This window comes from Corynebacterium sp. HMSC071B10 (assembly GCF_001814825.1).
Taxonomy (GTDB): Bacteria; Actinomycetota; Actinomycetes; order Mycobacteriales; family Mycobacteriaceae; genus Corynebacterium.
Window position 1 is genome coordinate 211453 of the sequence record NZ_KV818007.1, and the last position, 26531, is coordinate 237983.

The following is a 26531-nucleotide window of genomic DNA, read 5'->3' on the forward strand; positions in this document are numbered from 1 at the left end:
GGTCTCCTTGCAAGATAAAGGGGTAAGGGTGTGGGATGTGGTCCGATTAGTGCGAGAGGATCTTTGCCAGAAAGTCTTTCGCGCGACCGGACTGGGGGTTGGTGAAGAAGGACTCCGGGTCGGTGTCCTCCACGATCTCGCCGTCGGCCATAAACAGGATGCGGTCGGCTACCTTGCGGGCGAAGCCCATCTCGTGGGTAACCACCACCATCGTCATGCCGGTTGCGGCAAGCTCGCCCATCACATCGAGGACTTCTCCGACCATTTCGGGGTCGAGGGCGGACGTCGGCTCGTCGAAAAGCATGACCTTCGGCTCCATGGCGAGCGCACGCGCGATGGCGACGCGCTGCTGCTGGCCGCCGGAGAGCTGTGCGGGGTACTTCTCGGCCTGGTTGCCGATGCCGACGCGATCGAGCAGCTCCGCCGCGCGCTTCTGCGCATCGGCCTTGCTCATCTTGCGCACTTTCATCGGGCCAAGCGTGACGTTGTCGCGGATGGTCAGGTGCGGAAACAGGTTGAACTGCTGGAACACCATGCCGACGTCGGCGCGCAGTTTTGCCAGCTCCTTGCCCTCGGCGGGCAAAAGCTTGCCGTCGATGTGGATCGTGCCCTCCTCGATGGTTTCGAGGCGGTTGATCGTGCGACACAGGGTGGACTTGCCAGAGCCGGACGGCCCGAGCACGACCACGACCTCGCCTTTGGGCACGGTCAGGTTGATGTCTGTCAGGGCGTGGAAGTCACCGAAGTACTTCTGCACGCCCTCCATGCGAATCATGGGTTCAGTTTCCTGTGTCATAGGTCTAACTGGTACTCCATAAACGTGACCTATGCCACCCGATTGTGAAAGTTTGTGTAAATTTCCCCCAAACTGTGGGTAACGCTGCCGCAATTTTTGCTGACGGGACCCTGGCCGCCGCGCGCGTACATACGGTTGGGTGGATTCCGCGCGCGGGGATAGACTGTTCGCCGTGACGCAGCAGAACACTTCCCACACCACGGACCTGGCAGAAGCACCCGCGCACCCGCGTACCTACGAGGTGCGCACCTTCGGGTGCCAGATGAACGTGCACGACTCCGAGCGCCTCTCCGGCATGCTGGAAGAGGCCGGTTACGTAGCCGCGGATACGGACACGGAAGCGGACCTGGTGGTGTTTAACACCTGCGCGGTGCGGGAAAACGCCGACAAGCGCCTCTACGGCACGCTTGGTCAGCTGAAGAAGACCAAGGAGCAGCACCCGGGCATGCAGATCGCCGTCGGCGGCTGCCTGGCGCAGAAGGATCGCGACACGGTGTTGGAAAAGGCCCCGTGGGTGGATGCTGTCTTTGGCACGCACAACCTGTCTGCCCTGCCCGCGTTGCTCGACCGTGCGCGCGTGGAGGAGGAGGCGCAGGTGGAAATCGTCGAGTCGCTCGAGGTGTTCCCCTCCGTACTGCCGGCGAAGCGCGAGTCCTCGTACGCGGGCTGGGTTTCTGTCTCGGTGGGCTGCAACAACACGTGCACCTTCTGTATCGTGCCGAGCCTGCGCGGCAAAGAGGTCGACCGCCGCCCGGGCGACATCCTGGCTGAGGTGCAGGCCCTGGTGGACCAGGGGGTCTCGGAGATCACGCTGCTGGGGCAGAACGTCAACTCCTACGGGGTCAACTTCGTCGACGCGGACCTAGAGCGCGACCGCTCGGCCTTTTCCAAGCTCCTGCGCGCCTGCGGCGAGATCGAGGGCCTGGAGCGGGTGCGCTTTACGTCCCCGCACCCGGCGGAATTCACCTCCGATGTCATCGACGCGATGGCCGAGACCCCGAACGTGTGCCCGCAGCTGCACATGCCGCTGCAGTCGGGCTCCGACAAGGTGCTCAAGGACATGCGTCGCTCGTATCGCACCAAGAAGTTCCTCGGCATCTTGGACGAGGTGCGCGAGAAGCTGCCGCACGCCTCGCTGACCACCGATATCATCGTCGGCTTCCCCGGCGAAACGGAAGAAGACTTCCAGGACACGCTCGACGTGGTGGAGAAGGCGCGCTTTACCTCCGCGTTTACCTTCCAGTACTCGCCGCGCCCCGGCACCCCGGCCGCAGAGATGGACAACCAGGTGCCCAAGGAGGTCGTGCAGGAGCGCTTCGAGCGCCTCATCGCGCTGCAAGAGCGCATCAGCGCCGAAGAAAACGCGAAGCTCGTCGGCACCGAGCAGGAGCTGCTCGTCCAGGCCGAGGGCGGGCGGAAGAACGACCGCACCCACCGCATGTCCGGCCGCGCCCGCGACGGCCGCCTCGTCCACTTCACCCCAGAGGGCAACCTCGATGGCGAGATCCGCCCCGGCGACGTCGTGCACGTGCGCATCACCGATTCCAAGCCGCACTTCCTCATCGCCGACGACGGTGTGCTTGCGCACCGTCGCACCAAGGCTGGCGACAACTCGGCCGCAGGAGAGGTGCCGACCACCGCGCCGGTGGGCGTAGGCCTTGGCCTGCCGACGATCGGTCAGCCGGCGGCAGGGGCTCCGGATTCCGCCTGCTGCGGCGGTTAGCGCTACAGTTGGGCGACATGACGAAGCTCAACACCGAGACGCTTGCCCGCGCGGAAAAGGAAGCCGCCTCTTCCGTGGTCATGGGTACGAAGCGATGGGTACTCGCAGCTGCAGCGGCGCTCTACCTGGTGGCGGTGTTCCTGCCGTTTGCAGGCGGCGCCTCCCTCTGGCAGGTGCTTGCCGCGACTGAGGCGGCGAAGGCGGCGCAGACCGCGCTGACCGAGTACCTCTTCGCCTGGATTTCCTTCATCGGCGTCGCCGTCCTGACCACGCTCGCGGTGCTCACACAGCGCTTCGCTCTCGCCGTGCCCGCATGGATGGTCACCACGGTCTCGCTGGTGTTCTCCGTGCTGGGGATCTGGCTGCGTAACTCGAACAGCTCCGGCATTGGCCGCGGACCCGGCTACTACCTGGCCATCCTCGCGGTGGTGGTCGTGGTGTTCACCATCTTCCCGCTGATCCTGTCGCGCAACGAGGAGCAGGCCGCCGTTGCCGAGCAGCGCAGGGAGATCCAAGGCAAGGACGAGGTGGCGCTCGCGCAGCGCGCTGCGACCAGGGAGCAGGGCAACCCGCTGCTTATCGACGATCGCCGCGCCCGCGCCGCCGAACGCCACCGTAAGGACAGTGAGCGCGACTAGCGAGCATCAGCGCTTGTGCCAGGCGGTCGTCGAAGAGACGCACTCGGCACCAAGAGCTGCAAGGAGCGCGCCCGCTGCCGCGGAATCGGCGGGGTAGGAGCAGTACACCGTTTCTAGGTCCTCCCACACCTGGTGCGCGCGGGTAAGCGTTGCGCGCATCATGCCTGCGGCAAGTCCCTTTTCGCGGTGCTCGGGGAGCACGTAGATCAGCCCGAGCTCGCAGACTGTCTTATCGTCGGCGCTGTAGCGAACGAGCTCGCACAGCCCGACGATTTTCTTATCGACGTAGGCCAGGCCGGTGAGCTGGTGCCCGCCCCGGTTTCCCAGGCGCTGCCCGGCCTCCACGATGCGCGCGAGGTCCCACTCGATCGTGTCGAGCTCCAGCTCGCCGCGCGGGTAGCCCTGTGAGGCGGAGGTCAACAGGTGGGCGAATTGTTCCACCTCGCCCGGGATGCCGGGTCGTGTGGAGTTGAAGCCGGGGCCCTCGACGACCTCGAAGGTGCCGTCGGGGTAGCAGGTGGAGTCGGGGAGCACGCTGCGGCGTGCGATCGGGAAGGTGGCCTGGTCCTCGCGGAAAGCGGCGGTGTAGCCAAAGTCCTGCAGCGCCGGCGGGGTGTGCTCGCCTGGGGCATGGGGGATCCAGATGTGGCGGGTGGGGCGGGTGAAGTGGGACGACAGGGCGTCGAGAAGCGTGAGCGCTGCCTCCCACGGTGCGGGCGGGATGGGCTCGCCGGGCAGCGGGGCGATGGCCGCGTCGAGGGTGATGTTTGCCTCGATCACGCCGCGGTCCTCCAACAGCGGCAGTGAGACGAAGACCCAGGCGGCCACCTGGTCGAGGTCCTCGGCGAAAAGCTCCGGGTAGCCGAGCTCGGTGACGGGTCGCGGCGCGCGGGCGTCGGTGAGTGCGAAGAGGTAGGCGGCGGATTCCGCAGATGGTGCCAGGCGGGTGCGCACGTGCGAGGCGCTGACCCCGGAGGTGGCAAGGCCGGTGATGTCCTGGATGGCCAGGGTGGCGGAAAAGGCGTACGCCCCGGTCACGGCCTCCGTGAGTTCGACCGTTCCGGGGTGAAGTACGAAAAGTTGCGGGTGCAGCACTAGTTGTCGTTGACCGCCTTGGTCGCCACGTCGGCGAACTCCTGCCACTGGGCAGCCTGCTCGCGCAGCTCCGCGGCCTTGTCGGACTTGCCTGCGGCTTCGGCGGCCTCTGCCTGCTTCTTCAAGTCGTCTGCCTTGACCTGGAACTGGTTCGCGGTGGCCTGTGCTGCCGGGTCCGCCTTGCGCCAGCGGGATTCCTCGGCCTCGGCGACGCGCTGCTCGAGCGCGCCAATCTTGTCCTCGTACTCGCGCACCTGACCGCGCGGTACGTAGCCGATCTCATCCCACTTGTCCTGCAGCTCGCGCAGCTTCGCCTTCGCCCCACCCAGGCCCTTGGCCGGGTCGATCAGGGGCTCGTACTGCGCGATGAGCGCGTCCTTGGCCTCGGCGTTCGCGGCGAACTCGCGGTCGCGCTCAGCGTTGACCGCGTCGCGTGCACCGAAGAACTTGTCCTGCGCGGCGCGGAACTTCGCCCACAGCTTGTCATCGGCTTCGCGCGGGGCGCGGCCGGCGGCCTTCCACTCCTTCATCAGGTCGCGGTAGGCACGCGCGGTCTCGTTCCAGTCCGTGGAGTCCTGCAGCGCCTCGGCGCGGACCACCAGCTCCTCCTTCGCCCGCTTAGCGGCGGCACGATTGCGGTCCAGCTCGGCGAAGTGGGAGCCGCGGCGGCGGTTGAAGGCGTCGCGTGCGCGTGAGTAGCGCTTCCACAGCTGGTCGTCCGTCTTGTGGTCGATGCCGCGGATGGTGCGCCACTCCTCCAAGATGGCGCGGATCCTATCGCCCGCTGCCTTCCACTCAGTAGAGTTCTCGGCCAGGTCCTCGGCTTCGGCCGCGAGCGCTTCCTTGCGGGCGATGGCATCGGCGCGGCGCTTCGCCTTGGCTTCCTTGGCCTGCTTACCCGCGACATCGGAGGCGGCGATGACCGCATCCAGGCGTGCGTCGACCGCGTCGAGGTCGCCGATGACGGCCTGCTCATTCAGCGAGGCCTTGAGCTCCTCGGCGCGCTGGCGCAGCTGCGCCGCGTCGTCCGGGTGGGCGGCAAGGCGGGACTCGATCAGCTCGACCTCGGTGACCAGGTCGTCGAAGCGCTGCCCGTAGTGAGCCAGGCCTTCCTCCGGGGTGCCAGCCTGCCAGGAGCCGATCTGGCGCTCCGTGCCGCCGCGGGTGACAAAGACCGCGCCGTTTTCGTCGATCCGGCCGAACTTGGACGGGTCAGAGGCGGGTGCGACAGGTGCCGGGTGTGGCACCGGGGACGGGGTAGTGGACTGCGGGTTCGCCGAACTCGGGCGCGCACCGGGCAGCGGTCCCGGCTTGGGCGCGCGGTGCGGCATTGCGGCCGGCGAGGGCTTCGCGCCCGGTGTGGGCTTTGCCTGTGGCTTCGCATCCGCCTGGGGCGTGTTCTCCGGTGTCTGGTCCGAGGTGGTCATTGCAGGTCCTTTCCCTACGTTCAAAGTGCCGCGCGACGCGGCTGCCGGTGCCACCCAGCGCGTGCGCCGGGGCCGAAGTGGAATACGGCCCATAACGCACGGCGGGTGCTGCAACAGACTCTACAGGGGGCAGGCAGGAAGTGCGCCGAAAACCTGCCAACTCGCAGGGCCAGCAAGAAAGACCACGCGACCGGGTCACTAGAGTGGGGTGCGTGACTACTCGCGCCCAGATTCTGCTGATGCCCGGCTCGCCGGCCCTCGTGGACGCGCTCGCGCCCGCGCATGAGCCCTCGCGGCGGGTGCTGGAGTGCATCCGCAGCGCCGCGCGCGATACGTTAGAGGACACAGATGCCCGCGCCGTCGATATCGTCTGCCCGCTCGAGCAGCACGACTATACCGCCCATACCGGCTCCTTTGCGGCCTGGGGCGCACCGCAGGTACAGCCAGGTGCCGGCAACTACCTCCCCGAGCTGGTCGCCCGCTACGCGCTGGCTCCGCTCGAGGTACAGGTGCGCGAGGTCCGCGAGCACATCGGCACCCCGGCCCCGGAGGTGCTCACCGTCGTGGTGGTGGACGGCTCCGCGGGGCTGACCGCCCGCGCCCCGCTCGCGCTCGTACCCGGCGCGCCCGAGCTGCACGCCCAGCTGCAGGACTTCGTCGCGGGGAAGGCCGAGTTGCCTGGCCAGTTGGAGTCCCTCGGCGTGTTTGCACCGCGCCTGTGGGAGGAGCTGGCCAATGTAGAGGCCCTCCGTCGCGAGCTGTACTGCGCCGACGACTCCTTGGGCGTGGGCCGCTATGTAGGAGTGTGGGAGGTGTGCTCGTGAGTACACATGAAATCCGACCGATCGCAGTCGTGGGGCCGACGGCCTCCGGCAAGTCCGACCTGGGCATCGCGCTCGCCCAACGCCTGGGCGGCGAGGTGGTCAACGTCGACTCCATGCAGCTGTATCAGGGCATGGACATCGGCACCGCCAAGCTCGCCCTAGATGAGCGCGGCGGGATCACGCACCACCTGCTCGACATCTGGCCGGTGACCAAAACCGCGTCTGTCGCCGAGTACCAGGCGCTCGCCGTCGACACGGTGGAAATGCTCATGGCGCGGGGCAAGGTCCCCATCCTCGTCGGCGGGTCCATGCTGTACGCTCAGTCGCTTCTCGACGCCTGGACGTTCCCGCCCACCGACCCCGCCGTCCGCCAGAAGTACGAGGACCGCAGGCAGGAAATCGGCACCGACGCGCTGCATGCAGAGCTCGCCGCAGTCGACCCCGCGGCTGCGCGCATCATCGAGGACAAGGACCCCCGCCGCACTGTCCGCGCGCTCGAGGTCATCGAGCTGACTGGCAAACCCTTCCAGGCTTCCCAGCCACCCAAGGACGCGCCGCCGCGCTGGGGCACGCGCATCTTGGGGCTGCGCACCAATGCGGAGTGGCTCAACCCGCGCATCGCGCTGCGCGCTGAGCGCATGTTTGCACTCGGGCTCATCGAGGAGGTCGAGTCGCTGATGGGCGAGGGGCTTTCCCGCAACTCCACTGCGGGCCGCGCCATCGGCTACGCCCAAGTGCTCGACATGCTTGCGGGCACGCTCACGCGCGAGGAGGCCGAGGAGAAAACCATTACCGGCACGCGTCGCTACGTGCGCCGCCAGCGCTCCTGGTTCAACCGCGACCACCGCATTTCCTGGCTCGACGCCGCCGCAGGCAACACACTCGAGCAGGCCTTGGCGGTGCTGGACACACCCGCGATAGACTCGCAGGCATGACATCCCCGCTGCACTTCATCAAGGCCCACGCCACGGAAAACGACTTCGTCGTGCTCATCGACGTCGACGATCAGCTCGAGCTCACACCTGCGCAGGTGGCCTGGCTCTGCGATCGCCGCGCCGGTATTGGCGGCGACGGGCTGCTGCGGGTGGTGCGTACCGACGGCACGTGGTTTATGGACTACCGCAACGCCGACGGCTCCATCGCCGAGATGTGCGGCAACGGCATCCGTGCCTTCTCCCACGTGCTCAAGGCCGAGGGACTCGAAGACGCCGACGAGTTCGACGTGCACACCCGCGCCGGGATCAAGCACATCACCGTCGAGCACGCGGACGAAGTCCACGCCCGCGTCCGCGTCGGGATGGGCCAGGTCAACGTCTTCGGCGAGTCCTGGGCGAAGGTAGGGGAGACTACGTACGAAGGCATTGCCGTCGACGTGGGCAACCCGCACCTCGCCGCCGTGGTACCGGGGTTGACCGCGGAGGCGCTTTCAGAAATGGAGCTTTCCGCCCCGACCTTCGACCCGGGGGTCTTCCCCAACGGGGTCAACGTGGAGATCCTCACCGCCGCGCGCGACGGGGCGTGCTCGATGCGGGTGTGGGAGCGCGGGGTGGGCGAGACCCGCTCCTGCGGGACCGGCACGGTCGCCGCAGGTACCGCGGCACTGCGCGCCAGCGGTAAGGAATCCGGCAGCGTGACCGTCCGCGTGCCGGGCGGCGAGGTAGAAATCGAGCTCACCGAATCTGGCACCGCCATCATGACCGGGCCTTCGCGCATTGTGGCGCGCGGCGAACTCGCGGCTGAGCTCGACTAGTGCTCGATCAGTGCCCGACTGATTAGGCAGGCCCGATCTGGCGTGCGGCGCGCCGGGCGTCGTCCCAGGATTCGGCGAGTTCCAAAGCGCGTTCGTCCGCGACAGCGATGAGCCGCTCCAATTGGTAGCGGTCGATGTCGGGGGACTCGAGGTAGCCGTCGATACGGGCGATGAAACGTCGCGCTGACGAGCTGCGCAGCAAAAACTCGCTGATGGCGTGATGGGAGATGTCGCCGTTGGCCAGGGCGGGGTAGTTGAGTGTGCGGTCGGCGACAGCCTGGGTGGAGGTGCCGTGCTGGAGGTCCTCGTAGTTTTGCAGGATCTCGGCCATGTCGTCCCGGGCGATGCGCAGCGAGGCCTTCAGCGAGGCGACCTCCGGGTTGGTGTTGTAGCGGCGGTGGACGGCAACGCCAAACACCACCAGCAGAATCGCGATGATCAGGCCAGGCAGACGGAAGAAGACCACCAGCAGGATCGCTAGCGCAAGGACAAGCGCCCCGTAGAGCGCTTGGAGCAAGTCTTTCCGCGAGGGATCCATCGCTGCATCGTCACCTCCTGAAAACGTACCGACCGTCGATTTCGCGCCATGGTAGCGCGAATCTCCTATCGATGTGGCAGGCCTAGTGCCCGCCGCAGCCGCAGGAACCGCCGCAACCGCCGCAGCCGCCGCCCGCACCCGGGGTCGGGATCGCACCGGTCAGCACGGCGCTGCCCGCGATGACGGAGTCGCGCTCCGGCAGCTCGCCGTCGGGCAGGCAGATGTCGAAGGGGAACGCCCCGTCGACGGTGGCGTGGATGAAGCGCTGGCCGGTCAGCTCAGAGGTGCGGTACTCGGCGTCCAGCACGCGGGCGGAGAACTCGGCCGCAGCATCGGGCGCGGTTGCTGCGCCAGTCGCGACGGCCTCCGCACCGGGAGACAGCACCGCCCCGAGGGTAGCGCCGGGGTTGTTGGCCAGGTAGGCCTCCGTGGAGGCGTAACGCTCGTGCGCGAGCACCAGGGCGGTCAAACCCAGCTCCTGCCACTGCAGGGTCGCCTCTTCCACAACGAGCGGGCCCTGCGCCAAGTTGACGGTGACCGAGGTAATGGTGTTACCGTGCGGGTCGACGATATCGGCCAACGACACCACGTCGTTAAGCGGCGTGATGTGCGCGTACGCGCGCGTGACCGAGTCAAAGCCAGCGAAGGTGGCGAAAGGCTCCACCGCAAGAATGTTGAGCTGCGCGCCGGACGGGTCGCTGTACTGGATCAGCTGCCCGCCGCGGACCTCGCCGGTGACCGCAAGGTGCTCGGTGGCAATGGCCCGCTCGACTGCGTCCTGCCACTTGGCAAAGCCAAGGCCGATGGCGGCCAGATCAGCGTGCGTGTCAGAGTGCGTGTCTAGAGATTCGGTCATAGGCCACAGCCTAGTCCGTGGCGGCGGCAGGGCGGAAACGCGAAGCGAGAGAGGAAGCACCCGGCGGCTGGACATAGCACGTAAGATAGCGAGAAAGCATGCTGGTGAGAACAAAGGACTCAATGACCTCAACTGTAAATACCCATCCCGAGCACGACCCACAGGAAGCTGCGCACGACGCGCTGCTGGCGGAGGCTTTTCGCCACAACGCGCCGCAGCCTCCACGAGAAGGCTCGGGCGAACCAACCACAGGCTCCCTCGACCTGGAGGCGCGCAACGCGCTGCGGCGCGTGGGCCAGCGCACCGAGATCCGCACCGACGAGGCCGAAGAAGCCTACGAGGTTGAGTACCGCAAGCTGCGCCTCGAGCAGGTCATCCTGGTCGGCGCGTGGTTGGAGGGCACCACCGCGGAGATGGAAGCCAACATGCGCGAGCTGGAGGCCTTGACCGAGACCGCCGGGGCGGAAGTCATCGACATGCTCTACCAAAAGCGCGACAAGCCCGACCCGGGCACGTACATCGGCGCGGGCAAGGTTTCCGAGCTGCGTGAGGTCGTCGAGGCCTCCGGCGCGGACACCGTTGTCTTCGACGGCGAGCTTTCCCCCTCCCAGATCGTGGCGCTGGAGGAGGCGCTGCGCGTCAAGGTGATCGACCGCACCATGCTCATCCTGGACATCTTCGCCCAGCACGCGAAGAGCAACGAGGGTAAAGCCCAGGTGTCGCTGGCGCAGATGGAGTACCTGTTCTCCCGTACCCGCGGCTGGGGCGGCAACCTGTCGCGCCAGGCCGGTGGTCGGGCCGGATCCAACGGCGGCGTGGGTCTGCGTGGTCCCGGTGAGACCAGGATTGAGGCGGACCGCCGCCGCCTGCGCGCGGACATGGCGCGCCTGCGCCACGAGCTCAAGGGCATGAAGACGGTACGCGAGGTCAAGCGCGCCCGCCGTAATCGCTCGACCACGCCGCAGATCGCCATCGCGGGCTACACCAACGCGGGCAAGTCCTCGCTGATCAACGCGATGACGGACGCGGGCGTGCTCGTTGAGGATGCGCTCTTTGCCACCCTCGACCCTGCCACGCGCCGCGCCCAGCTTGCCGACGGCCGCACGGTCGTCCTCACCGACACCGTCGGCTTCGTCCGCCACCTGCCAACCCAGCTGGTCGAGGCGTTCAAGTCCACCCTGGAGGAGGTCACCAACGCCGACCTGGTGCTGCACGTGGTGGACGGCTCCGACCCCTTCCCGCTGAAGCAGATCGAGGCGGTCAACGAGGTGCTCGCGGAGATCACCCGCGACTCGGGCGAAGAGATCCCGCCGGAGATCGTGGTGGTCAACAAGATCGACCAGGCCGACCCGCTCGTCCTCGCCGAGCTGCGCCACGCCTTCGATAAGTCCGGCCGCGACGTCGTCTTCGTTTCCGCGCTCACAGGCGAGGGCATCCCCGAACTCGAGGGCAAGGTCGAGCAGTTCCTCAACACGCTTGACGCGCACGTGGAGATGCTCGTGCCCTACACGCGCGGCGATGTCGTCTCCCACATCCACGAGGCCGGCACCGTGCGCAACGAGGCCTACGAGGAAGACGGCACGCGTATCGACGTCCGCCTGCCGCACGTGCTCGCCGAGCAGTACGCCGAGTTCGTCGTCGCAAAGTAGCCCCGCGCGGAATTGTGTGACACCTGGGTGCGCGCCTTAGACTCCCAGGTGTGAAACAGACACTTGGTTGGTCCCTCCATGGCGACGGCCGCACCGTGAAACCCGGTGCCGTCGTCGCACCCGATGAACGTTTGAGCTGGTCGCGTACCGTCGGCATCGGCATGCAGCACGTCGTCGCCATGTTCGGCGCAACGCTGCTCGTGCCGACGCTGACCGGGTTCCCGGTCAACACGACGCTGCTGTTTTCCGGGCTCGGCACGATCATCTTCCTCCTGATCACCCGCAATCGGCTGCCAAGCTACCTGGGCTCGTCGTTCGCCTTCATAGCTCCGCTGTCCGCCTCGCAGCAGTACGGCATCGGCGCGCAGTTGGGCGGCGTGCTCGTCACCGGTGTCCTGCTCATCCTCGTCGGCGTGGTGGTGCACGTGGCCGGCAAGCGCGTCATCGACGCGGTCATGCCCCCGGCCGTCACGGGCGCGATCGTGGCGCTTATCGGCTTCAACCTTGCGCCAACCGCGGTGAGCAACGTGGAGACTCAACCCGCCGTCGCGGGCGTCACACTCGCCACCATCGTGCTGGTCACCGTCGCCACGCGCGGCATGGCCTCGCGCCTAAGCATCCTCATCGGCGTCGTGGTCGGCTGGGCCTTTGCAGCTGCCACGGGCGGGCTTTCCGACGACGCGCTTTCCACCATCGGCGCGGCCCCCTGGGTCGGCCTGCCGGAGTTCCACAGCCCCGAGTTCCACCTCTCCGCCATCCTGGTGACGCTGCCGGTGCTGGTGGTACTGATCGCGGAGAACGTCGGCCACGTCAAAGCCGTCTCCGAGATGACGCACCGCGACCTCGACCCGCTGCAGGGCAAGGCGCTGATTGGCGACGGCATCGCCACCACCCTTGCCGGCACCTTCGGCGGCTCCGGCACGACCACGTACGCCGAGAACATCGGGGTCATGGCCGCGACTAAGGTGTATTCGACCGCCGCGTACTGGGTGGCCTCGCTCTTCGCTATCGCGCTGGCCTTTGTTCCGAAGTTCGGTGCGGTGATCTTCACCATCCCGGCCGGCGTGCTCGGCGGGGCGTGCCTGGTGCTCTACGGGCTCATCGGCATGCTGGGTGTGCGCATCTGGCAGGAAAACCAGGTGGACTTCACCAACCCGGTCAACCTCACCGCGGCCGCCGTCGCGCTCATCGTGGGCATCGGCAACCTGTCCTTTACTGTTGGCCAGGTCACCCTGGAGGGCATCGCGATTGGTTCCGTTGGCATCATCGTGTTCTACCCGCTCATGCGTTGGGCGTACGAGACGATCGGGGAGGGGCAGTACCGCTAACTCTAACGTCGAAGCCCCCGGCACCAAGATCACGGTGCCGGGGGCTTGAAGCGTGCTTTAAGCGAAGGCTTACTCCTCGTCGAGGTTCTGCTCGATCAGCGCGGCGATCTTGTCCACCGCGGCTGCGTTCTCGGACTCGACGGTGACCTCGTCGCCGAACTCGGCGCCCATCGCCATAATCATCAGCGAGGACGCGGCATCCGTCTCATCGTCCTCGTCGCCACCGACGAGGGTGAGGATGATCTCGTCATCGAACTCGCCGGCTGCATCGGCGATGATGGTTGCGGGGCGGGCGTGCAGCCCAACCGTGGAACCGACCTTGACAGTCTTGGAAGCCATAGTGAGAATCCTTTCTTTTGGTGTTTACGTGCTAGTCTAGGCGCGCGTGTGCTTAGGCCGCCACCGTTTCCGGGGCCTGATTTTCCGATTGCTCCTTGGCAGCGGCGGCTTTCTGAATCTCTTCGTTCGGCCAGAACTGCTTGATGGCAATTACGGCCACGGTAGCTACCGCTACGCCCGCAGCCAGGGCGATGAACATGCCCCACCACGGCTCGTAGGCGAAGATGACGAAGATACCGCCGTGCGGTGCCTGGCACCCCACGCCCAGGCCCATGGAAACCGCGCCCGCAGTCGCGCCGCCGAGCATCATCGCCGGGATGACGCGGAAGGGGTCAGCCGCGGCAAAGGGGATCGCGCCTTCGGAGACAAACGACAGGCCGAGAAGCCAGGCCGACTTACCGTTCTCCTGCTCAGCCGGGGTGAACAGCTGCTTGCGCAGGAAAGTAGCGATGGACAGCGCGATCGGCGGAACCATGCCGGCGATCATGACGGCGGCCATGATCTCGAAGCTTGCGTCCGTGCCTGCCGACAGACCGGCAGTACCGAAGAGGTAGGCGGCCTTGTTGACCGGGCCGCCCAGGTCGAAGCACATCATCAGGCCGATGATGATGCCCAGCAGGATCGCGGAGGAGCCACTCATGGACTCCAGCCAATCGGTCAAGCCCAGCATGAGTGATTCGAGCGGGCGACCGAGCAGAAGGAACATGATCAAGCCCACGACCAGCGAGGTCAACAGCGGGATGATCACGACCGGCATCAGCGAGCCGAGCCAACGCGGTACGCGCCAGGTCTGAATCCAGTAGGCAATTACACCGGCGAGCAGACCGGTGACCAAGCCACCGATGAAGCCCGCGCCGACCATGACAGAGATTGCGCCGCCAATGAAGCCCGGGGCGATACCGGGGCGGCCCGCCAGGCCATAGCCGATGTAGCCGGAGAGCGCGGCAACGACGAAGTTCATGCCCATCTGCCCGGTGGCGAAGAGCACGGCACCGAGGTAGAGGGCCCAGCCGGAGCGTTCGAAGGTCATGGCGGTGCCGTCGACAAGCACTTCATGGCCCGGCAGGTTGGTGGGCGAGTGCTGGAGCACGAGCGCCTCCCAGGCGTTGGCCATGTCGTAGCCGCCGACGAGGAAGCCGAGCGCGAGCAGGAGGCCGCCTGCAGCCACGAAGGGCACCATGTAGGACACGCCGGTCATGATCGCCTGCTGCAGGCGCTTCGGCCAGGGCTGACCGTCGCTGGAGGCGGCGGAGTCCTCGCCCGCCGACTCGGAGGCCGCCTCGACGCGCTTGGCGTTGGGGTCCTTCGCGGCGGCGATGGCCTCGTCGATGAGCGCGTCCGGGCTGTTCACCCCGCGCTTGACGGGGGTGTCGACGACCGGCTTGCCCGCGAAACGACCCTTGTCGCGGACAGCGACGTCGTGGGCGAAGATGACCGCGTCGGCGCTGTCGATGAAGGACTGCTCGAGCGGGTCGCCGCCCGAGGAGCCCTGGGGCTCGACGATGAGCTCGACGTTGTCGCGCTTCTGCGCGGCCTGGGTGAGCGCGTCGGCGGCCATGTAGGTGTGCGCGATACCGGTGGCACACGAGGTCACCGCAGCGATGCGGATGACCTCGGGCTTCTTCTCAGCTCTTGCCGCTGGCGCAGCCGGGGCCGCCTTCTTTTTCTTCGGCTCGGCGTTGACGACTGCAAGCACGGCGTCGACGATCTCCTGCTCCGTCGTGGCGGCGCGCAGGGTCTCCACGAAGTCACCGCGAACGAGCGCGCGGGCGAGCTTCGACAGAATCTTCAGGTGCGCCTTGCCGCCGGACTCCGGCGCGCCGATGATGAAGACCAGCTCGGCGTCGCCGTCGGGGCCGGAGAAGTCCACGGGCGCGGACAGGCGGGCAAACGCGAGCGTCGGTTCGTTGACCGCAGCGACGCGGCAGTGCGGGATGGCGACCCGGCCGTTGACGCCGGTGCCGGCCTTCTCTTCACGAGCGGTCGCCGCAGCCGCGACTTCCGCGGCGTCAGTTGCGCGACCGGCGGCGGCCATCAGCTCGGCGAGGTGTCCAATGACCTCACTCGGCTGGCCACCGAAATCAACATCAAGCCTGACCAGGTCAGGCGTAATCAGTGGTGCGTTCATAGTGTGTCCTTCCACTTACACGCGAGGGAATGGGGCGGGGGCATCGAGCGCGACGACTTCAACGCGCGCACAATCAACATCCGCCGGGGAGGGGATACCGGTGCCGGGCAGGGAAGCGGCCGCGGACCCGTAGGCGACGGCTTGCTGCAGGCACTCGGCGAAAGACTTGTCTGCCACGCGCGCCATGACGTAGCCGGCCAGCGAGCTGTCGCCCGCGCCGACCGTCGAGCGCACAGTCACCTTCGGCGCTGCTGCGGCCCAGGCCCCGTCTGCTGTGACGAGGCACGCGCCCGCGCCGCCGAGGGTGACCAGCACTTCGGCCACACCGCGGTCGACGAGTTCGCGAGCGGCGCGCAGAATCGAGTCGTAGTCGCCGCGGGCGGCGTCGGCTTCGAGAGCGCGCCCGTCGCCGTCGGTAAGCTGCGCGAGTTCGAAGGCATTCGGCTTCATGATGGTCGGCGCGGCCTGCTCGAGGCGCTCACCGAGCGCGCGCAACGGCGCGTCGGAGGTGTCCACCGCGATCAGCGGCACAGTGTCGCGCAGCTGAGCAGTGAGATCGGCGTACCAATCGAGCGGTGCGCCTGGCGGCAGGGATCCGGCGAGCACCGCGGCGTCGGCCTTGTGCGCGTGCTCAGCCAATTGCTTCTCGACGTCCACCCGTTGCTCCCCGGACAACTCCGGGCCAAGCTCGTTGATCTTGGTGGTCGTGCCGTCGGCTTCCGTCAGCGCGGTGTTCGTGCGCACGAAACCGTCGACCGCGATCGGCACAAACGGCACATTGATCCGGCCTACTGCCTGCAGAAACGGATCATTCTCACCGCATGGCGCGAGCGCCAGCGTTTCCCCGCCTGCCTTGGCGATGGCGTGGGAGACGTTGATGCCTTTGCCACCGGCTTCGCGGCTGGCGGCGTGTGCGCGGACGACTTCGCCGCGGACGACCTGGTCGACGGACAGGGTGGCGTCAATACTGGGGTTTGGTGTCAACGTGATGATCACGGGGTACTCCGTACTGTCGATGTCCGGTGTTTTCTACCCCCGGTGTGTCATACCCCGCGGGCAGTGCACTTCAAGTGCCCTTGAACAGCGACAAAGCGGTCGTGTGAGCACCACGTGCTACGCCCAATTATGCCCGATCGTGTGGGAATACTCAAGGAAACGGGCATAAACCCACATACGTGGGGGGGCTTACCCCTCCTCCTCGGTGAGGATGACCTGCACCCCGTTGCGCTCAATCTCCTCGACGAAGGAGGCTGGCGCGTCGGCATCCGTGATGAGCACGTCGATATCGTCGATCGAGCCGAAGCTGACCAGGTAGTCGTTGCCCAGCTTGGAGGAATCACACATCACCACAACCTTGCGAGCGTTGGTTACCATGGCCTGCTTCACCGCTGCCTCCTGCGCGTCTGCGGTGGAAAGCCCGTGGTCGATGGTGAGTGCGTTCGTGCCGATGAAAGCCACGTCGGCCCGCAGGATGGCGAGCGATCGCAGCGCGATATCGCCGACGACAGCCTGGGTGATCGCGCGAACGTTGCCTCCGAGCAGCTGCACGTCCTGCACGTCGGCGCTCGAGAGGTCAAGCGCGGTGGGCAGCGAGTTTGTTACGATGTGGCACTCGCGTGCTGGCGGGTGTTTTGCCATGAGCGAGGCGAGCCCGTTGATCGTGGTGCCGGAATCTAAAAAGATCGAGCCGCCAGGCTTGTCTGGCACAAAATTCAGCGCGGCGCGTGCGATCGCGAGCTTCGCAGCAGAAGCGGTTCGGTAGCGAGCGTCGAGCGGGAACTCTGTGGTGAGGAACGATTGGCTGGCCACGGCACCGCCGTGCACGCGGTGGACCAGCCCCTCGGTGTCCAGCACAGCCAGGTCGCGGCGGATTGTTTCCGCGGTTACCCCGAACTTCCCAGCAAGTTCTGTGACGTTGACCCGTCCCTCAACTGCAGTCAGCGAGGCGATCTGCCGCCGACGTTCTTCTGCGTACACGGCGCTCCTTCGGCTCCTTTGGCACACTAAGCAAAAACCAACACGTTGACCGTATTGTTGCAAAAATCGGTGCCCGGTTACACCCTTTTACTTCCGTTTCCCCCGCTTTGGGGGCGGCGAAAGCCACACTTTGTGCGGCATGCCGACCCGCATCAGGGGTGATTTACAGGGTGCGGAAGACGGAGACGACGCGGCCCATGATCTCGGCATGCGTACCGTCGATAGGCGAGTAGGCGTCATTGTGTGGCAAAAGCCACACGCCGGTGGAGTCCTTGTGAAACTCCTTTACCGTTGCCTCGCCGTCAAGCAGTGCGGCAACGAATTCGCCCTCCTCTGCTACCGGCTGGGAGCGCACCACGACCCAGTCGCCGGGCAGGATGCCTGCATCCCGCATTGACTCGCCAACAACCTGCAGCATGAACAGGTCGCCGTCTCCCAAAAGCTCCTCGGGCAGCGGGTAGTAGCTCGTCACATTCTCCTCGGCGAGGATCGGGGAGCCGGCGGCAATCTGGCCGACAACAGGAACGTAACGCGCATTCGAAGCATCTTCCGGGGCCTCCGCCGCCGGAGCCTTCTGGCGCTGCTTTGTGTTGGGCAGGTGGCGGAGATCAACCGCACGCGGTTTGTTCGGGTCCCGGCGCAGGAAGCCCTTCTTCTCCAGCTCTTTGAGTTGGTATGCGACAGAAGACGTGGATTGTAGCCCCGCCGCATCTCCGATCTCGCGAATGCTCGGCGGATATCCGCGCAGCACCACCGCGTCCTGGATAACCTCCAGGATCCTGCGCTGGCGATCAGACAAAACGCTCATGTCTAAGTTCTTGTTTTCGGGTTTCTTGCGTGCCATGGGTGCTCCTTAATTGTGAAATTGGTGGCGCGTATCGCGCACTCTCTAACCTACCAGACAGGGCAAGGGTGTTCGACTTCTTCTTTGTGGGGTAGACAGCGTTGTGTTTGGGGTGCTATAAATCGAACACGTAACCTAATGTCGAACATATGGGCGCGAGACCGTTCGGTAATGTTCGTCCGGTTTTTAGAATGAAGAAAACGCACAAAGGAGCACAACAATGACCATCATGCACAACCACCCGTATTCGGTCGCTACGAGCGCGAAGTCACGTGGGTATCGCGGATACCCTGTTGCAGAATGGGACCTCATGGAACGAGAACTTTCTGCACGAGAGGTACGCCCTGTTCGAACGCTCAATGTTTCGACTCCGCAGCGAACCGAGACGAGGCCGCAAGCGCGATATATTGGGGATAGCGAAAAATTACAGTTCGAATCCCGCCGCGAAAAGCGCGAAAGCGTACTGGTGGGAATCGGACTTGGAATCGCGCTTATCCTGGGATCTGCAATTGGCGGCGTGTTCTCGCCGGAACAGTCAGGTCACACCTTGCCCACCGAGGCAGAGTTCGCCTTTTACGCACAGCATTAGGTTGCACTGTCTCTCTGGCTGCGGCACCGGGTAGCGTAGGCAAGCAAGAGGATAGATGCCTAGCTGCCGGAGGAGACCGCGATGTACTGCCCGTTCTGCCACCACGAACACTCGCGGGTGACCGACTCGCGCATGATAGACGCTGGTGCCGCAATTCGGCGCCGCCGCGAGTGCACCGAGTGCGGCGGCCGCTTCACCACGGTGGAGAAGGCGGTCCTGACAGTGGTGAAGAGAAACGGCGTGAGCGAGCCCTTCGACCGCGACAAGCTCATCGTGGGTGTGCGCAGGGCGTGCCAGGGCCGCGACGTGTCTGATGACGCGCTCAAACGGCTCGCGCAGCAAGTCGAAGAAACCGTCCGTTCGCACGGCAGCTCCCAGGTGCCCGCCAACGAGATTGGGCTGGCCGTCCTCGAGCCGCTGCGCGCGCTCGATGAGGTGGCGTACCTGCGTTTCGCGTCGGTGTACAAGTCCTTCGAGAGCGCTGACGACTTCGAATCCGAAATCCGGCTGATGCGCCGCCGCGACAAGGACGACTTCTAGGCACCTAGCGCAGCTTGTCCACCATCTTTTCGATCCGGCGGGCGCTGACTGGCTTCGGCGTGCCGAGCCGCTGCGCAAAAATACTCACGCGCAGTTCCTCGATGCGCCACAGTACGTCCTTGTACGCGCGTGTTTTTTCCCGCCCCGCTGGTAGCGTCTTGCGCTTCGCTTCCAGGTAGGCCTTTGCAGTGTCGATGACCTCCTGGCGGTCCGCATCGCGGTCCGGGTCCATCCGCATGTCCTCCAGCCGCAGGCGCATGGCCTCGATGTAGCGCGGCAAGTGCTGGAGGTTGACTAGCCCGTGGATCGTCAGCGCGTTCTTCGGGAGGAAAAACGCCAGCTGCGACTTCATGTCGTCGATGGCTGGGCCCTCCCACTGGGAAAGCTCGCTGGCCATGTTGGCGTACGCCACCAAGCCCGGTGTGACTCCTACCACCATGCGGCGCACTGCGCCCGGCACCTCCGGCTTGATACGCGCGACGAGTGCGTCGAAGTCTTCCGGCGTACGCACCGGCCCGCCGTGCTTGATCAGAAGATCGCGGATAGAGGCGACGCGGGCATCCTCGACCAAGCCCGCGGCACCGCCGTGTGGGTACTGGTCGACTGCGACCTTCTGGCGCAGCGGCAAGCCCTTCGTCATCTGCTGCGGGGAGACCGAGATCTTGCGCAACAGCATGGTCAGCGTCGCCGTCATCATTGAGGCATCCGCCGCGGCCTTGGTGGGGAAGACCTTCACGCGCACGCCATCGCGTGTCACCTCGAGGGCGGGGTAGGCGTCGACCTCGTTGCCGTCGATGGTGGTCGGCACCGTCTCAGGCACCTCGCCGAGCGAGTCGGCGGTCCAAGCTTGTACTGCCTTCGACTCGGAGGCGCGGCCCGCCTTGGACACCGACGACGAGATTTTGCCCGCCTGCCTGCGCTTGAGGGCATCGACATCTTTGTCGTGGTCGACGATGTCGCCACGGCGATCGATCGCGGCGAAGGTGACCCGCAGGTGCGCCGGCAGCCGGCTCGGGTTGAAGTCAGAGCCGTTGACCCCGCTTGCGCCGAGGCGTTGCAGGGCGGTGGCGAAGGCGTCGACAAGCGAGGGCTCCTGCGTATCCAAAAGCGGCAGCGCGCGCTGGGCGAAGTCGGGGGCGGGCACCACCGTGGTGCGGATGCCCTTCGGTAGCGTGCGGATGAGCTCGGTGAGCAGCTCCTCGCGCAGGCCCGGCACGAGCCAGTCGAAGCCGGCCGGGTCAAAGCCGGCGAGCAGTGGGACGGGGACCTCGACGGTGACGCCGTCGAAGGGGTCGCCAGGCTCGAACTTGTAGCGCAGGGCATAGTCGATGGAGCCGCTGCGCAGCGTTTCGGGGAAGGCGGCCTCGGAGGTGTCGGTACCGGCGTCGTCAAGCAGCGCGTCCGGGTCGAAGTCCAAAAAGTGTGCATCTTTGCGCCGCTGCTTTTTCCACCAGGAATCGAAGTGGCGGGCGGTGGTCACGCTCTCGGGCAACTTCGCGTCGTAAAAGTCGAAGAGTGTGTCCTCGTCCACCACGAGTCCGCGGCGGCGCACCTTGTCCTCGACGTGCGCGGCCTCGTCAAGCAGCGCGTCGTTGTGCTCGATGAAACGGTGGTGGCGGTTCCACTCGCCGGCGAGCAGGGCGTGGCGGATAAACATCGCGCGTGCCGCCTCCGGATCGACGCGGTGGTAGGGCACGAGCCGGTCGCGCACGATGGCCACGCCGTAGAGCATGGACTTTTGGTGCACCATTGCCGACGAGCGCTTCCGCGACCACACCGGCTCCGAATAACTGTGCTTGAGCAGTTCTTTCGCGGCGCGTTCGACCCACTCGGGCTCGATCTTGGCCACATCGCGCGCCCAGAGCCGTGAGGTTTCAACGAGCTCGGCGGCCATGAGGAACTCTGGTGGCTTCTTGCTCAGGCTGGAGCCGGGGAAGATCATGAAGCGGGTGCCGCGGGTGCCCTGGAACTCCTTCGAGTTGCCGTCGCGTGCGCCGATGTTCGACAAAAGGCCGGTCAGGAGAGACTTGTGGATGGCGTCCGCGTCCCGCTCGCCGGCGACCTGCGCGGGCATCGACCAACCGAGCTGTTTGGAGACCTCGCGCAGCTGGCGCACCAGGTCGTACCACTCGCGGATACGCATGTAGTGCAGGAATTCGCGCTTCATGCGCTTGCGGAACGCGTTGCCGGAAAGCTCGTCGCGCGAGTCGTGGATGTAGTCCCACAGCTTGAGCGCGGACAGGAAGTCCGAGGTCTTATCCTTGAAGCGGGCGTGCGCCTGGTCGGCCTGGGCCTGGTACTCCAGGGGTCGCTCGCGCACGTCTTGGATGGTCATGCTTGCGACGATCACGGAGACATCGTCAAGCACGCCCAGCGTATTGGCCTCGACGAGCATGCGTGCCATGCGCGGGTCGACGGGGATGCGGGCGAGGTCGCGCCCGATGTCGGTGAGCACTGGCGCGCCGCCGCGCTCCTTGTCCGTGATCGCGCCGAGCTCGTGGAGCAGCAGCAGCCCGTCGCGCACCGCCTTGTGGTCCGGCGGCTGGATGAAGGGAAACTCGGCGATGTCGCCCAGGCGCAGCGAAATCATCTGCAGAATCACGCTGGCGAGGTTCGTGCGCAGAATCTCCGGGTCTGTGAACTCCGGCCGCGCCTCGAAGTTCTCCTCCGAGTACAGGCGGATCGCGATACCGTCGGCAACGCGCCCCGAGCGGCCCGAGCGCTGGTTCGCGCTCGCCTGCGAGACCTCTTCGATGGGCAGGCGCTGCACCTTGGTGCGGGTGGAGTAGCGCGAGATGCGCGCAAGCCCTGTGTCCACCACGTAGTGGATACCTGGCACGGTCAGCGAGGTCTCCGCGATATTCGTGGCCAGCACGATGCGGCGGCCCGAGTGCGGCGAGAACACGCGGTGCTGCTCCGCGTTGGACAGCCTGCCGAACAGGGGAGTGACCTCCACACCGCGCCAGTGCTTCTTCTCAATGGCCTCCATGCAGTCGCGGATGTCGCGCTCCGAGGCGAAGAAACACAGGATGTCGCCGTTGCCCTCGCGCATCAGCTCAGCGCAAGCATCGACGACACCGTCGATCATGTCGATGTCCACTTCCTTGCCGCCGACCTGCTCGACAAGCGGGCGGTAGCGGATCTCCACCGGGTAGGTGCGCCCGGAGACCTCGATGATCGGGGCCGGCTCACCTTGCGCATCGCTGAAGTGCTCGGCGAAGCGCTCCGGGTCAATCGTCGCCGAGGTGATGATGACCTTCAGATCCGGGCGCTTCGGCAGCAGCCGCTTGAGGTAACCGAGCAGAAAGTCGATGTTCAGTGAGCGTTCGTGCGCCTCGTCGATAATGATCGTGTCGTAGGCGTTGAGGAAGCGGTCGCGCTGCATCTCGGCGAGCAGAATGCCGTCGGTCATGAGCTTGACCGCCGTGTGCGCCGAAACCTTGTCGTCGAAGCGGATGGCGTAGCCGACGGATTCGCCAATCTTCTGCCCAAGCTCGTCGGCAATGCGCTCGGCAACACTGCGCGCCGCAATTCGGCGCGGCTGCGTGTGCCCGATCAAGCCCCTACGGCCGCGGCCGAGCTCGAGCAGCATCTTCGGGATCTGCGTCGTCTTGCCCGAGCCGGTCTCGCCCGCGATGATCACGACCTGGTTGTCGCGGATCAGCTCCATGATGTCCTCGCGGCGCGCGGAAACCGGCAGCTGCTCGGGGTATTCGATCGCGGGCACAAGCGCATCTCGCTTCTCGACGACCCGCTGCGCCCTCCCAATATCCTCACCAATCGCCGCCAGCGCCCGCGGTGCCTTGGCCTTGGCGAGCCGGCGGCGGAAGTGGCGCTCCTCATTCAGCGGGACCTTCTCGAGGCGCTTGTAGAGCTCGTCTTTCGTCGGCGCAGTCTCAGGCGCCTCGTGTGCTGCAGCAGATTCCTTCATAGATGAAGCAACAGTGTAGTCGCCCGCGCTACTTTGCTAGGACTTTGCTAGGACGGTGGTGCTGCGCTCGGCTGCGGCACCGTAGGCCTGAACAATCAACCTGCCGAGCGCGGCGAACTCCTCGCCGCGTGTCGACGACGCGCGGTAGGCCAGCCCGATCGTCCGGTGCGCCTCCACGCCTTTGGCGAATGTGGCGAGCCCCAGGTCAGGGCGGTCGCATTCAGTAGCCACCGCGGAAAGGGGCACGAGCGTGGCACCGAAACCGGCCATGACCAGCTGGATGATCGTGGTCAGCGACGCGGCGCGCGTATCCGAATGCGCCGCCGAGGCGTTGCGAGCGTCGGCGCGCTTGCACAGGTCGATGACTTGATCGCGGAGGCAGTGGCCGTCGTCAAGCAAAAGCAGCTCGAGGTTGCTCAGCGCATCGAGCGAGAGCTTGCGGCTGCCAGCGTGTGCGCTGTCGGTGCCGGTGACCACGACGAACTCCTCGTCGTAGAGCGGTACTTCGGTCAGCCCCGTGGCGTCGGTGGGAAGCGCGAGGATGGCCAGATCCATGCGGCCGTCGCGAAGCTGGGCGAGCAGGTGCTCGGTCTGCTCCTCCACGATGCGCGGGCGCAGCTCGGCAAACTCCTGATTGAGGAGCGGAAGCAGTCCCGGCAACAGATAGGGGGCAACGGTGGGGATCACCCCGATGGTCAGCGGGCCGTGCAATACCCCGTGCGTGCCCTTGGCGTGGGAGACAAAGGCGTCTGCGGCTTCCAGGGTCGCCTTGGCGAAGGGGAGGAGCTCCTTGCCCGCCGGTGTGACGATGACCTTGCGGGTCGAGCGCTCGATGAGCTGGATGTTCAGGCCGCTTTCCAGCGCCACGAGCGCTTGCGAGAGTGAGGGTTGTGAGATGTGCAGCTTGCTCGCCGCAGTGCCGAAGTGCTTGTGCTCCGCGATGGTGACGAAGGTGCGCAGCTGTGCGAGCGTGGGTTTATATTCCTTATTGCTCATGCCTATCAGCGTACCGGAGCTTAATAAGTTTTGCTGTTGAAGAATCGTGTGGGCTGTGGCATACTTGGGATCGAAGGCGAAAACCGCCTCGCAGCAAATCCGTACCCGGCAACATTTCTAAATGGAGGAATCACTATGCCGATCATGACCGTTGGAGAGCGCTTCCCGGAGTTCAACCTCACCGCACTGAAGGGCGGCAACCTCAAGGAAGCTAACGCCTCCACCCCGGACGACTACTTCGAGCAGGTTTCCCTGGATAAGTACGAGGGCAAGTGGAAGGTCGTCTTCTTCTACCCGAAGGACTTCACCTTCGTCTGCCCGACCGAGATCGCTGCGTTCGGCAAGCTGAACGAGGAGTTCGAGGATCGCGACACCCAGGTGCTCGGCGGCTCCGTTGACAACGAGTTCTCCCACTTCAACTGGCGCGCAACCCACGAGGAACTGCTGGACATCCCGTTCCCGATGTTCTCGGACATCCGCCACGACCTGATCCGCGCACTCGGCGTCGAGAACGCTGACGGTGTTGCAGACCGCGCAACCTTCATTATCGACCCGGACGGCATCGTCCAGTTCGTGTCCGTCACCCCGGACGCTGTCGGCCGCAACGTCGACGAGGTCCTGCGCGTGCTCGACGCACTGCAGTCCGAGGAAGTCTGCGCCTGCGACTGGCAGAAGAACGACCCGACCAAGAACATCGACAAGATGGCCGTGGTCCAGGAGTCCCTGAAGTAGTACTTCACCTTTAGTTCCCGTGCCGCCCCGCGCTCCGCACCGCTGGAGCGGCGGGGCGCACCTATACCAACCGAGAGGATAAACGTATGTCTATTGATAACCTGCGCAGCGCACTTCCCGAGTACGCCAAGGACCAGAAGCTTAACCTTGGCTCCCTGACCCGCTCCACCGAGCTTTCCGAGCAGCAGCTGTGGGGCACCCTCGTTGCCTCCGCGGCCGCGACCCGCAACGCAACCGTGATCTCCGAGATCACCGACGAGGCCAAGGAGCACCTCTCCGAGGAAGCCATCGACGCCGCCTTCGGCGCCGCGACCGTCATGGCGATGAACAACGTTGCCTACCGCGCCAAGGGCTGGCTCGGCGACGACTACGCACAGGTCAAGTTCGGCCTGCGCATGAACATCATCTCCAAGCCGGGCGTGGAGAAGGTCGACTTCGAGCTGTGGTCGCTCGCCGTGTCCACCATTAACGGCTGCGAGCACTGCGCTGTCGCGCACGCCAACACCGTACGCGAGGAGGGCCTGACCAAGGAGCAGGTCTGGGAGGCCGTGAAGGTCGCCGGTGTCGTGCAGGCAATCGCTCAGACCATTGAGATCGAGGACGCGCGCTAGTCGCCCGCTTATCGACGCCCCGCTCACCCCCGAGCAGGGCGTCTTTTTTTACTTCCCTCAAACCATTATTAGACGTTCGTTTTGGGTCGTTGGTTCCGTTTCGGGCCAATAATGGGTGTATTCTCACATTTGCTTGTTTTGGCAGGTGAGCGTGGTTTATCGTCGGTGGCATGACAGATTTGGATGCACTTGCTTTGGTTGACCGCTGCGGATACGACTTCGTTGCCGCAGCGGCCGGACTCGAGCTTGCCCAATTGCAGGCGCACGGCATCCAACCAGATCGCGCCAAACAGTTGCGTGCGACCGCCGCGGTGTTGTGCGGGCCGACCTCGCACACCAAGTACCAGGCCCGCGCCCAAGAAGGCGCCCGTGTCAACGGGCATAGGTTGGACACACTTGCCTACATCACCCGCTCCGCCCGCTCACTCAAAGACGTAACCAAGCGCTGGCACTACATCGACACGCTGTGCAACACATCCGGGGACCTGGCGCGCATCCGACGGGTTGCCGCAGAACTCAAAGCCGAGTTGCAGGCGCCTGAGCCGCGCACCCCGAAAGCACGGGTCACCCACCACGGCGACGGGTACGCCACCCTGAGACTTACCGGGCCCGCCGCAGACGTCCAGGGCGTCTTTGATGCTGCGAAGAACGACGTGACCGGCTGGCTGAATGGCGGCTGCCCGAAAGCGGAGTACCTGGTGCGCGTGACCGCCAACCTGGACCTGGGTGATTACCTGCGCATTATCGCAGGCGAAGGCAACGACGTCCAGGTCCACTTCGACAACGGGGTAATCGTGTCCGGTGAAGAGTTTGTGCGCATGCAGCTCGAAGACATCGGCGCGATCATCCTCATCGGCGTCATGGACGGACCGGTCAACGCCTACCACGCACGCTTCGCCACCCCGAAACACCGAGAAGTCATGCTTGCCGACTCCACCACATGCACCTGGAAAGGCTGCAAGGCACCAGCTTCGGAGTGCGATGCCCACCACATGGTCGAACACCAACACGGAGGCGAAACCACACCGGCAAACCTCGGGTGGTTATGCAAGTACCACAACTCGCAAGCCGCCCGCGGTACCCGGGGACATACCGAACGGCGCGACGGGCAGATCACCTACGTCTCACCCTATGGGAATGTGACCCCCACCGGCACCGACCACAAGGCCCGGGCCGACAACCGCAAACCGCCCGACTAAACCCCCACGCAAAAAGCCCGC

At 65.5% G+C, this 26531-nt stretch carries 24 protein-coding genes; 12 read left to right on the plus strand and 12 right to left on the minus strand.

Annotated features, from left to right (window positions below):
* Window positions 1-46: 46 nt before the first annotated feature.
* The gene (gene gluA, locus HMPREF2990_RS07660; protein WP_168167132.1) at window positions 47-775 is read right to left on the minus strand and encodes a glutamate ABC transporter ATP-binding protein GluA; all 729 of its coding nucleotides are present in this window, start codon (window positions 773-775) and stop codon (window positions 47-49) included.
* A gap of 193 nt (window positions 776-968) precedes the next feature.
* On the opposite strand from gluA, the gene miaB reads away from it, so the two are divergent.
* Entirely contained in the window at window positions 969-2519 is a 1551-nt protein-coding gene (gene miaB / locus HMPREF2990_RS07665) for a tRNA (N6-isopentenyl adenosine(37)-C2)-methylthiotransferase MiaB (protein ID WP_070763762.1), read from the plus strand.
* Between the two features lie 17 nt (window positions 2520-2536).
* Window positions 2537-3157 carry an Rv2732c family membrane protein gene (locus HMPREF2990_RS07670; protein WP_070763764.1) on the plus strand — a complete coding sequence of 207 codons (621 nt, stop codon included), beginning with the start codon at window positions 2537-2539 and terminating at the stop codon, window positions 3155-3157.
* A gap of 6 nt (window positions 3158-3163) precedes the next feature.
* Here the strand turns inward: HMPREF2990_RS07670 and HMPREF2990_RS07675 are convergent, their stop codons facing one another.
* Window positions 3164-4252, minus strand: a complete 1089-nt coding sequence (locus tag HMPREF2990_RS07675; protein WP_070763766.1) for a GNAT family N-acetyltransferase — start codon at window positions 4250-4252, stop codon at window positions 3164-3166.
* On the minus strand, window positions 4252-5583 hold the full coding sequence (locus tag HMPREF2990_RS07680; protein WP_070763959.1) for a DUF349 domain-containing protein: 1332 nt from the start codon (window positions 5581-5583) through the stop codon (window positions 4252-4254). Before HMPREF2990_RS07680 ends, HMPREF2990_RS07675 begins: the two co-directional genes overlap by 1 nt.
* Window positions 5584-5891: 308 nt before the next feature.
* Here HMPREF2990_RS07680 and HMPREF2990_RS07685 point away from each other — a divergent pair, with 308 nt between their 5' ends.
* From HMPREF2990_RS07685 to dapF, 3 genes are read left to right on the plus strand one after another with little or no spacing between them, the layout of a single operon-like run.
* Entirely contained in the window at window positions 5892-6503 is a 612-nt protein-coding gene (locus HMPREF2990_RS07685; protein WP_246817487.1) for a hypothetical protein, read from the plus strand.
* 11 nt (window positions 6504-6514) lie between these two features.
* On the plus strand, window positions 6515-7438 hold the full coding sequence (miaA, locus tag HMPREF2990_RS07690; protein WP_070763961.1) for a tRNA (adenosine(37)-N6)-dimethylallyltransferase MiaA: 924 nt from the start codon (window positions 6515-6517) through the stop codon (window positions 7436-7438).
* The gene (dapF, locus tag HMPREF2990_RS07695) at window positions 7435-8253 is read left to right on the plus strand and encodes a diaminopimelate epimerase (RefSeq protein WP_070763767.1); all 819 of its coding nucleotides are present in this window, start codon (window positions 7435-7437) and stop codon (window positions 8251-8253) included. Before miaA ends, dapF begins: the two co-directional genes overlap by 4 nt.
* Window positions 8254-8275: 22 nt before the next feature.
* On the opposite strand, the gene HMPREF2990_RS07700 is transcribed toward dapF, so the two are convergent.
* Together HMPREF2990_RS07700 and HMPREF2990_RS07705 are read right to left on the minus strand one after the other, a co-directional pair.
* A complete protein-coding gene (locus HMPREF2990_RS07700; protein WP_051904869.1) occupies window positions 8276-8791 on the minus strand; it encodes a hypothetical protein in 516 nt (171 codons plus the stop codon).
* An 82-nt stretch (window positions 8792-8873) separates the two neighbouring features.
* Window positions 8874-9647, minus strand: coding sequence for a hypothetical protein (locus HMPREF2990_RS07705; protein WP_070763769.1), 774 nt, complete (start codon window positions 9645-9647; stop codon window positions 8874-8876).
* A gap of 122 nt (window positions 9648-9769) precedes the next feature.
* On the opposite strand from HMPREF2990_RS07705, the gene hflX reads away from it, so the two are divergent.
* Window positions 9770-11296 carry a GTPase HflX gene (gene hflX / locus HMPREF2990_RS07710; protein WP_070763771.1) on the plus strand — a complete coding sequence of 509 codons (1527 nt, stop codon included), beginning with the start codon at window positions 9770-9772 and terminating at the stop codon, window positions 11294-11296.
* Between the two features lie 50 nt (window positions 11297-11346).
* Window positions 11347-12624, plus strand: coding sequence for a uracil-xanthine permease family protein (locus tag HMPREF2990_RS07715; protein WP_070763773.1), 1278 nt, complete (start codon window positions 11347-11349; stop codon window positions 12622-12624).
* A 69-nt stretch (window positions 12625-12693) separates the two neighbouring features.
* Here HMPREF2990_RS07715 and HMPREF2990_RS07720 read toward each other — a convergent pair whose 3' ends face one another.
* From HMPREF2990_RS07720 to lexA, 5 genes are all read right to left on the minus strand, one after another.
* Window positions 12694-12963 (minus strand): HPr family phosphocarrier protein, encoded by a 270-nt coding sequence (locus HMPREF2990_RS07720; RefSeq protein ID WP_038591031.1) that lies wholly within the window; start codon window positions 12961-12963, stop codon window positions 12694-12696.
* Window positions 12964-13015: 52 nt separating this feature from the next.
* Complete coding sequence (locus HMPREF2990_RS07725; protein WP_070763775.1) at window positions 13016-15091, minus strand: PTS fructose transporter subunit IIABC; 2076 nt, start codon at window positions 15089-15091, stop codon at window positions 13016-13018.
* 15 nt (window positions 15092-15106) lie between these two features.
* Window positions 15107-16087: a 1-phosphofructokinase family hexose kinase gene (locus HMPREF2990_RS07730; protein WP_070763777.1), complete on the minus strand. Its 981-nt coding sequence runs from the start codon at window positions 16085-16087 to the stop codon at window positions 15107-15109.
* A 189-nt stretch (window positions 16088-16276) separates the two neighbouring features.
* Window positions 16277-17068 (minus strand): DeoR/GlpR family DNA-binding transcription regulator, encoded by a 792-nt coding sequence (locus HMPREF2990_RS07735; RefSeq protein WP_070763779.1) that lies wholly within the window; start codon window positions 17066-17068, stop codon window positions 16277-16279.
* 163 nt (window positions 17069-17231) lie between these two features.
* The gene (gene lexA / locus HMPREF2990_RS07740; protein ID WP_070763782.1) at window positions 17232-17912 is read right to left on the minus strand and encodes a transcriptional repressor LexA; all 681 of its coding nucleotides are present in this window, start codon (window positions 17910-17912) and stop codon (window positions 17232-17234) included.
* Between the two features lie 220 nt (window positions 17913-18132).
* Here lexA and HMPREF2990_RS12725 point away from each other — a divergent pair, with 220 nt between their 5' ends.
* Together HMPREF2990_RS12725 and nrdR are read left to right on the plus strand one after the other, a co-directional pair.
* On the plus strand, window positions 18133-18501 hold the full coding sequence (locus tag HMPREF2990_RS12725; protein WP_141757844.1) for a hypothetical protein: 369 nt from the start codon (window positions 18133-18135) through the stop codon (window positions 18499-18501).
* A gap of 81 nt (window positions 18502-18582) precedes the next feature.
* Window positions 18583-19041 carry a transcriptional regulator NrdR gene (gene nrdR, locus HMPREF2990_RS07745; RefSeq protein ID WP_038591013.1) on the plus strand — a complete coding sequence of 153 codons (459 nt, stop codon included), beginning with the start codon at window positions 18583-18585 and terminating at the stop codon, window positions 19039-19041.
* A gap of 4 nt (window positions 19042-19045) precedes the next feature.
* Here the strand turns inward: nrdR and hrpA are convergent, their stop codons facing one another.
* Window positions 19046-22972 (minus strand): ATP-dependent RNA helicase HrpA, encoded by a 3927-nt coding sequence (gene hrpA, locus HMPREF2990_RS07750; RefSeq protein ID WP_070763784.1) that lies wholly within the window; start codon window positions 22970-22972, stop codon window positions 19046-19048.
* 36 nt (window positions 22973-23008) lie between these two features.
* Window positions 23009-23968, minus strand: coding sequence for a hydrogen peroxide-inducible genes activator (locus HMPREF2990_RS07755; protein WP_070763786.1), 960 nt, complete (start codon window positions 23966-23968; stop codon window positions 23009-23011).
* Between the two features lie 135 nt (window positions 23969-24103).
* Between HMPREF2990_RS07755 and HMPREF2990_RS07760 the strand changes: the two genes are divergently transcribed.
* From HMPREF2990_RS07760 to HMPREF2990_RS07770, 3 genes are all read left to right on the plus strand, one after another.
* Window positions 24104-24700 carry a peroxiredoxin gene (locus HMPREF2990_RS07760; protein WP_070763788.1) on the plus strand — a complete coding sequence of 199 codons (597 nt, stop codon included), beginning with the start codon at window positions 24104-24106 and terminating at the stop codon, window positions 24698-24700.
* A gap of 86 nt (window positions 24701-24786) precedes the next feature.
* On the plus strand, window positions 24787-25311 hold the full coding sequence (locus tag HMPREF2990_RS07765; RefSeq protein ID WP_070763790.1) for an alkylhydroperoxidase, AhpD family: 525 nt from the start codon (window positions 24787-24789) through the stop codon (window positions 25309-25311).
* Window positions 25312-25481: 170 nt separating this feature from the next.
* A complete protein-coding gene (locus tag HMPREF2990_RS07770; protein WP_070763792.1) occupies window positions 25482-26510 on the plus strand; it encodes an HNH endonuclease signature motif containing protein in 1029 nt (342 codons plus the stop codon).
* Window positions 26511-26531 lie beyond the last annotated feature (21 nt).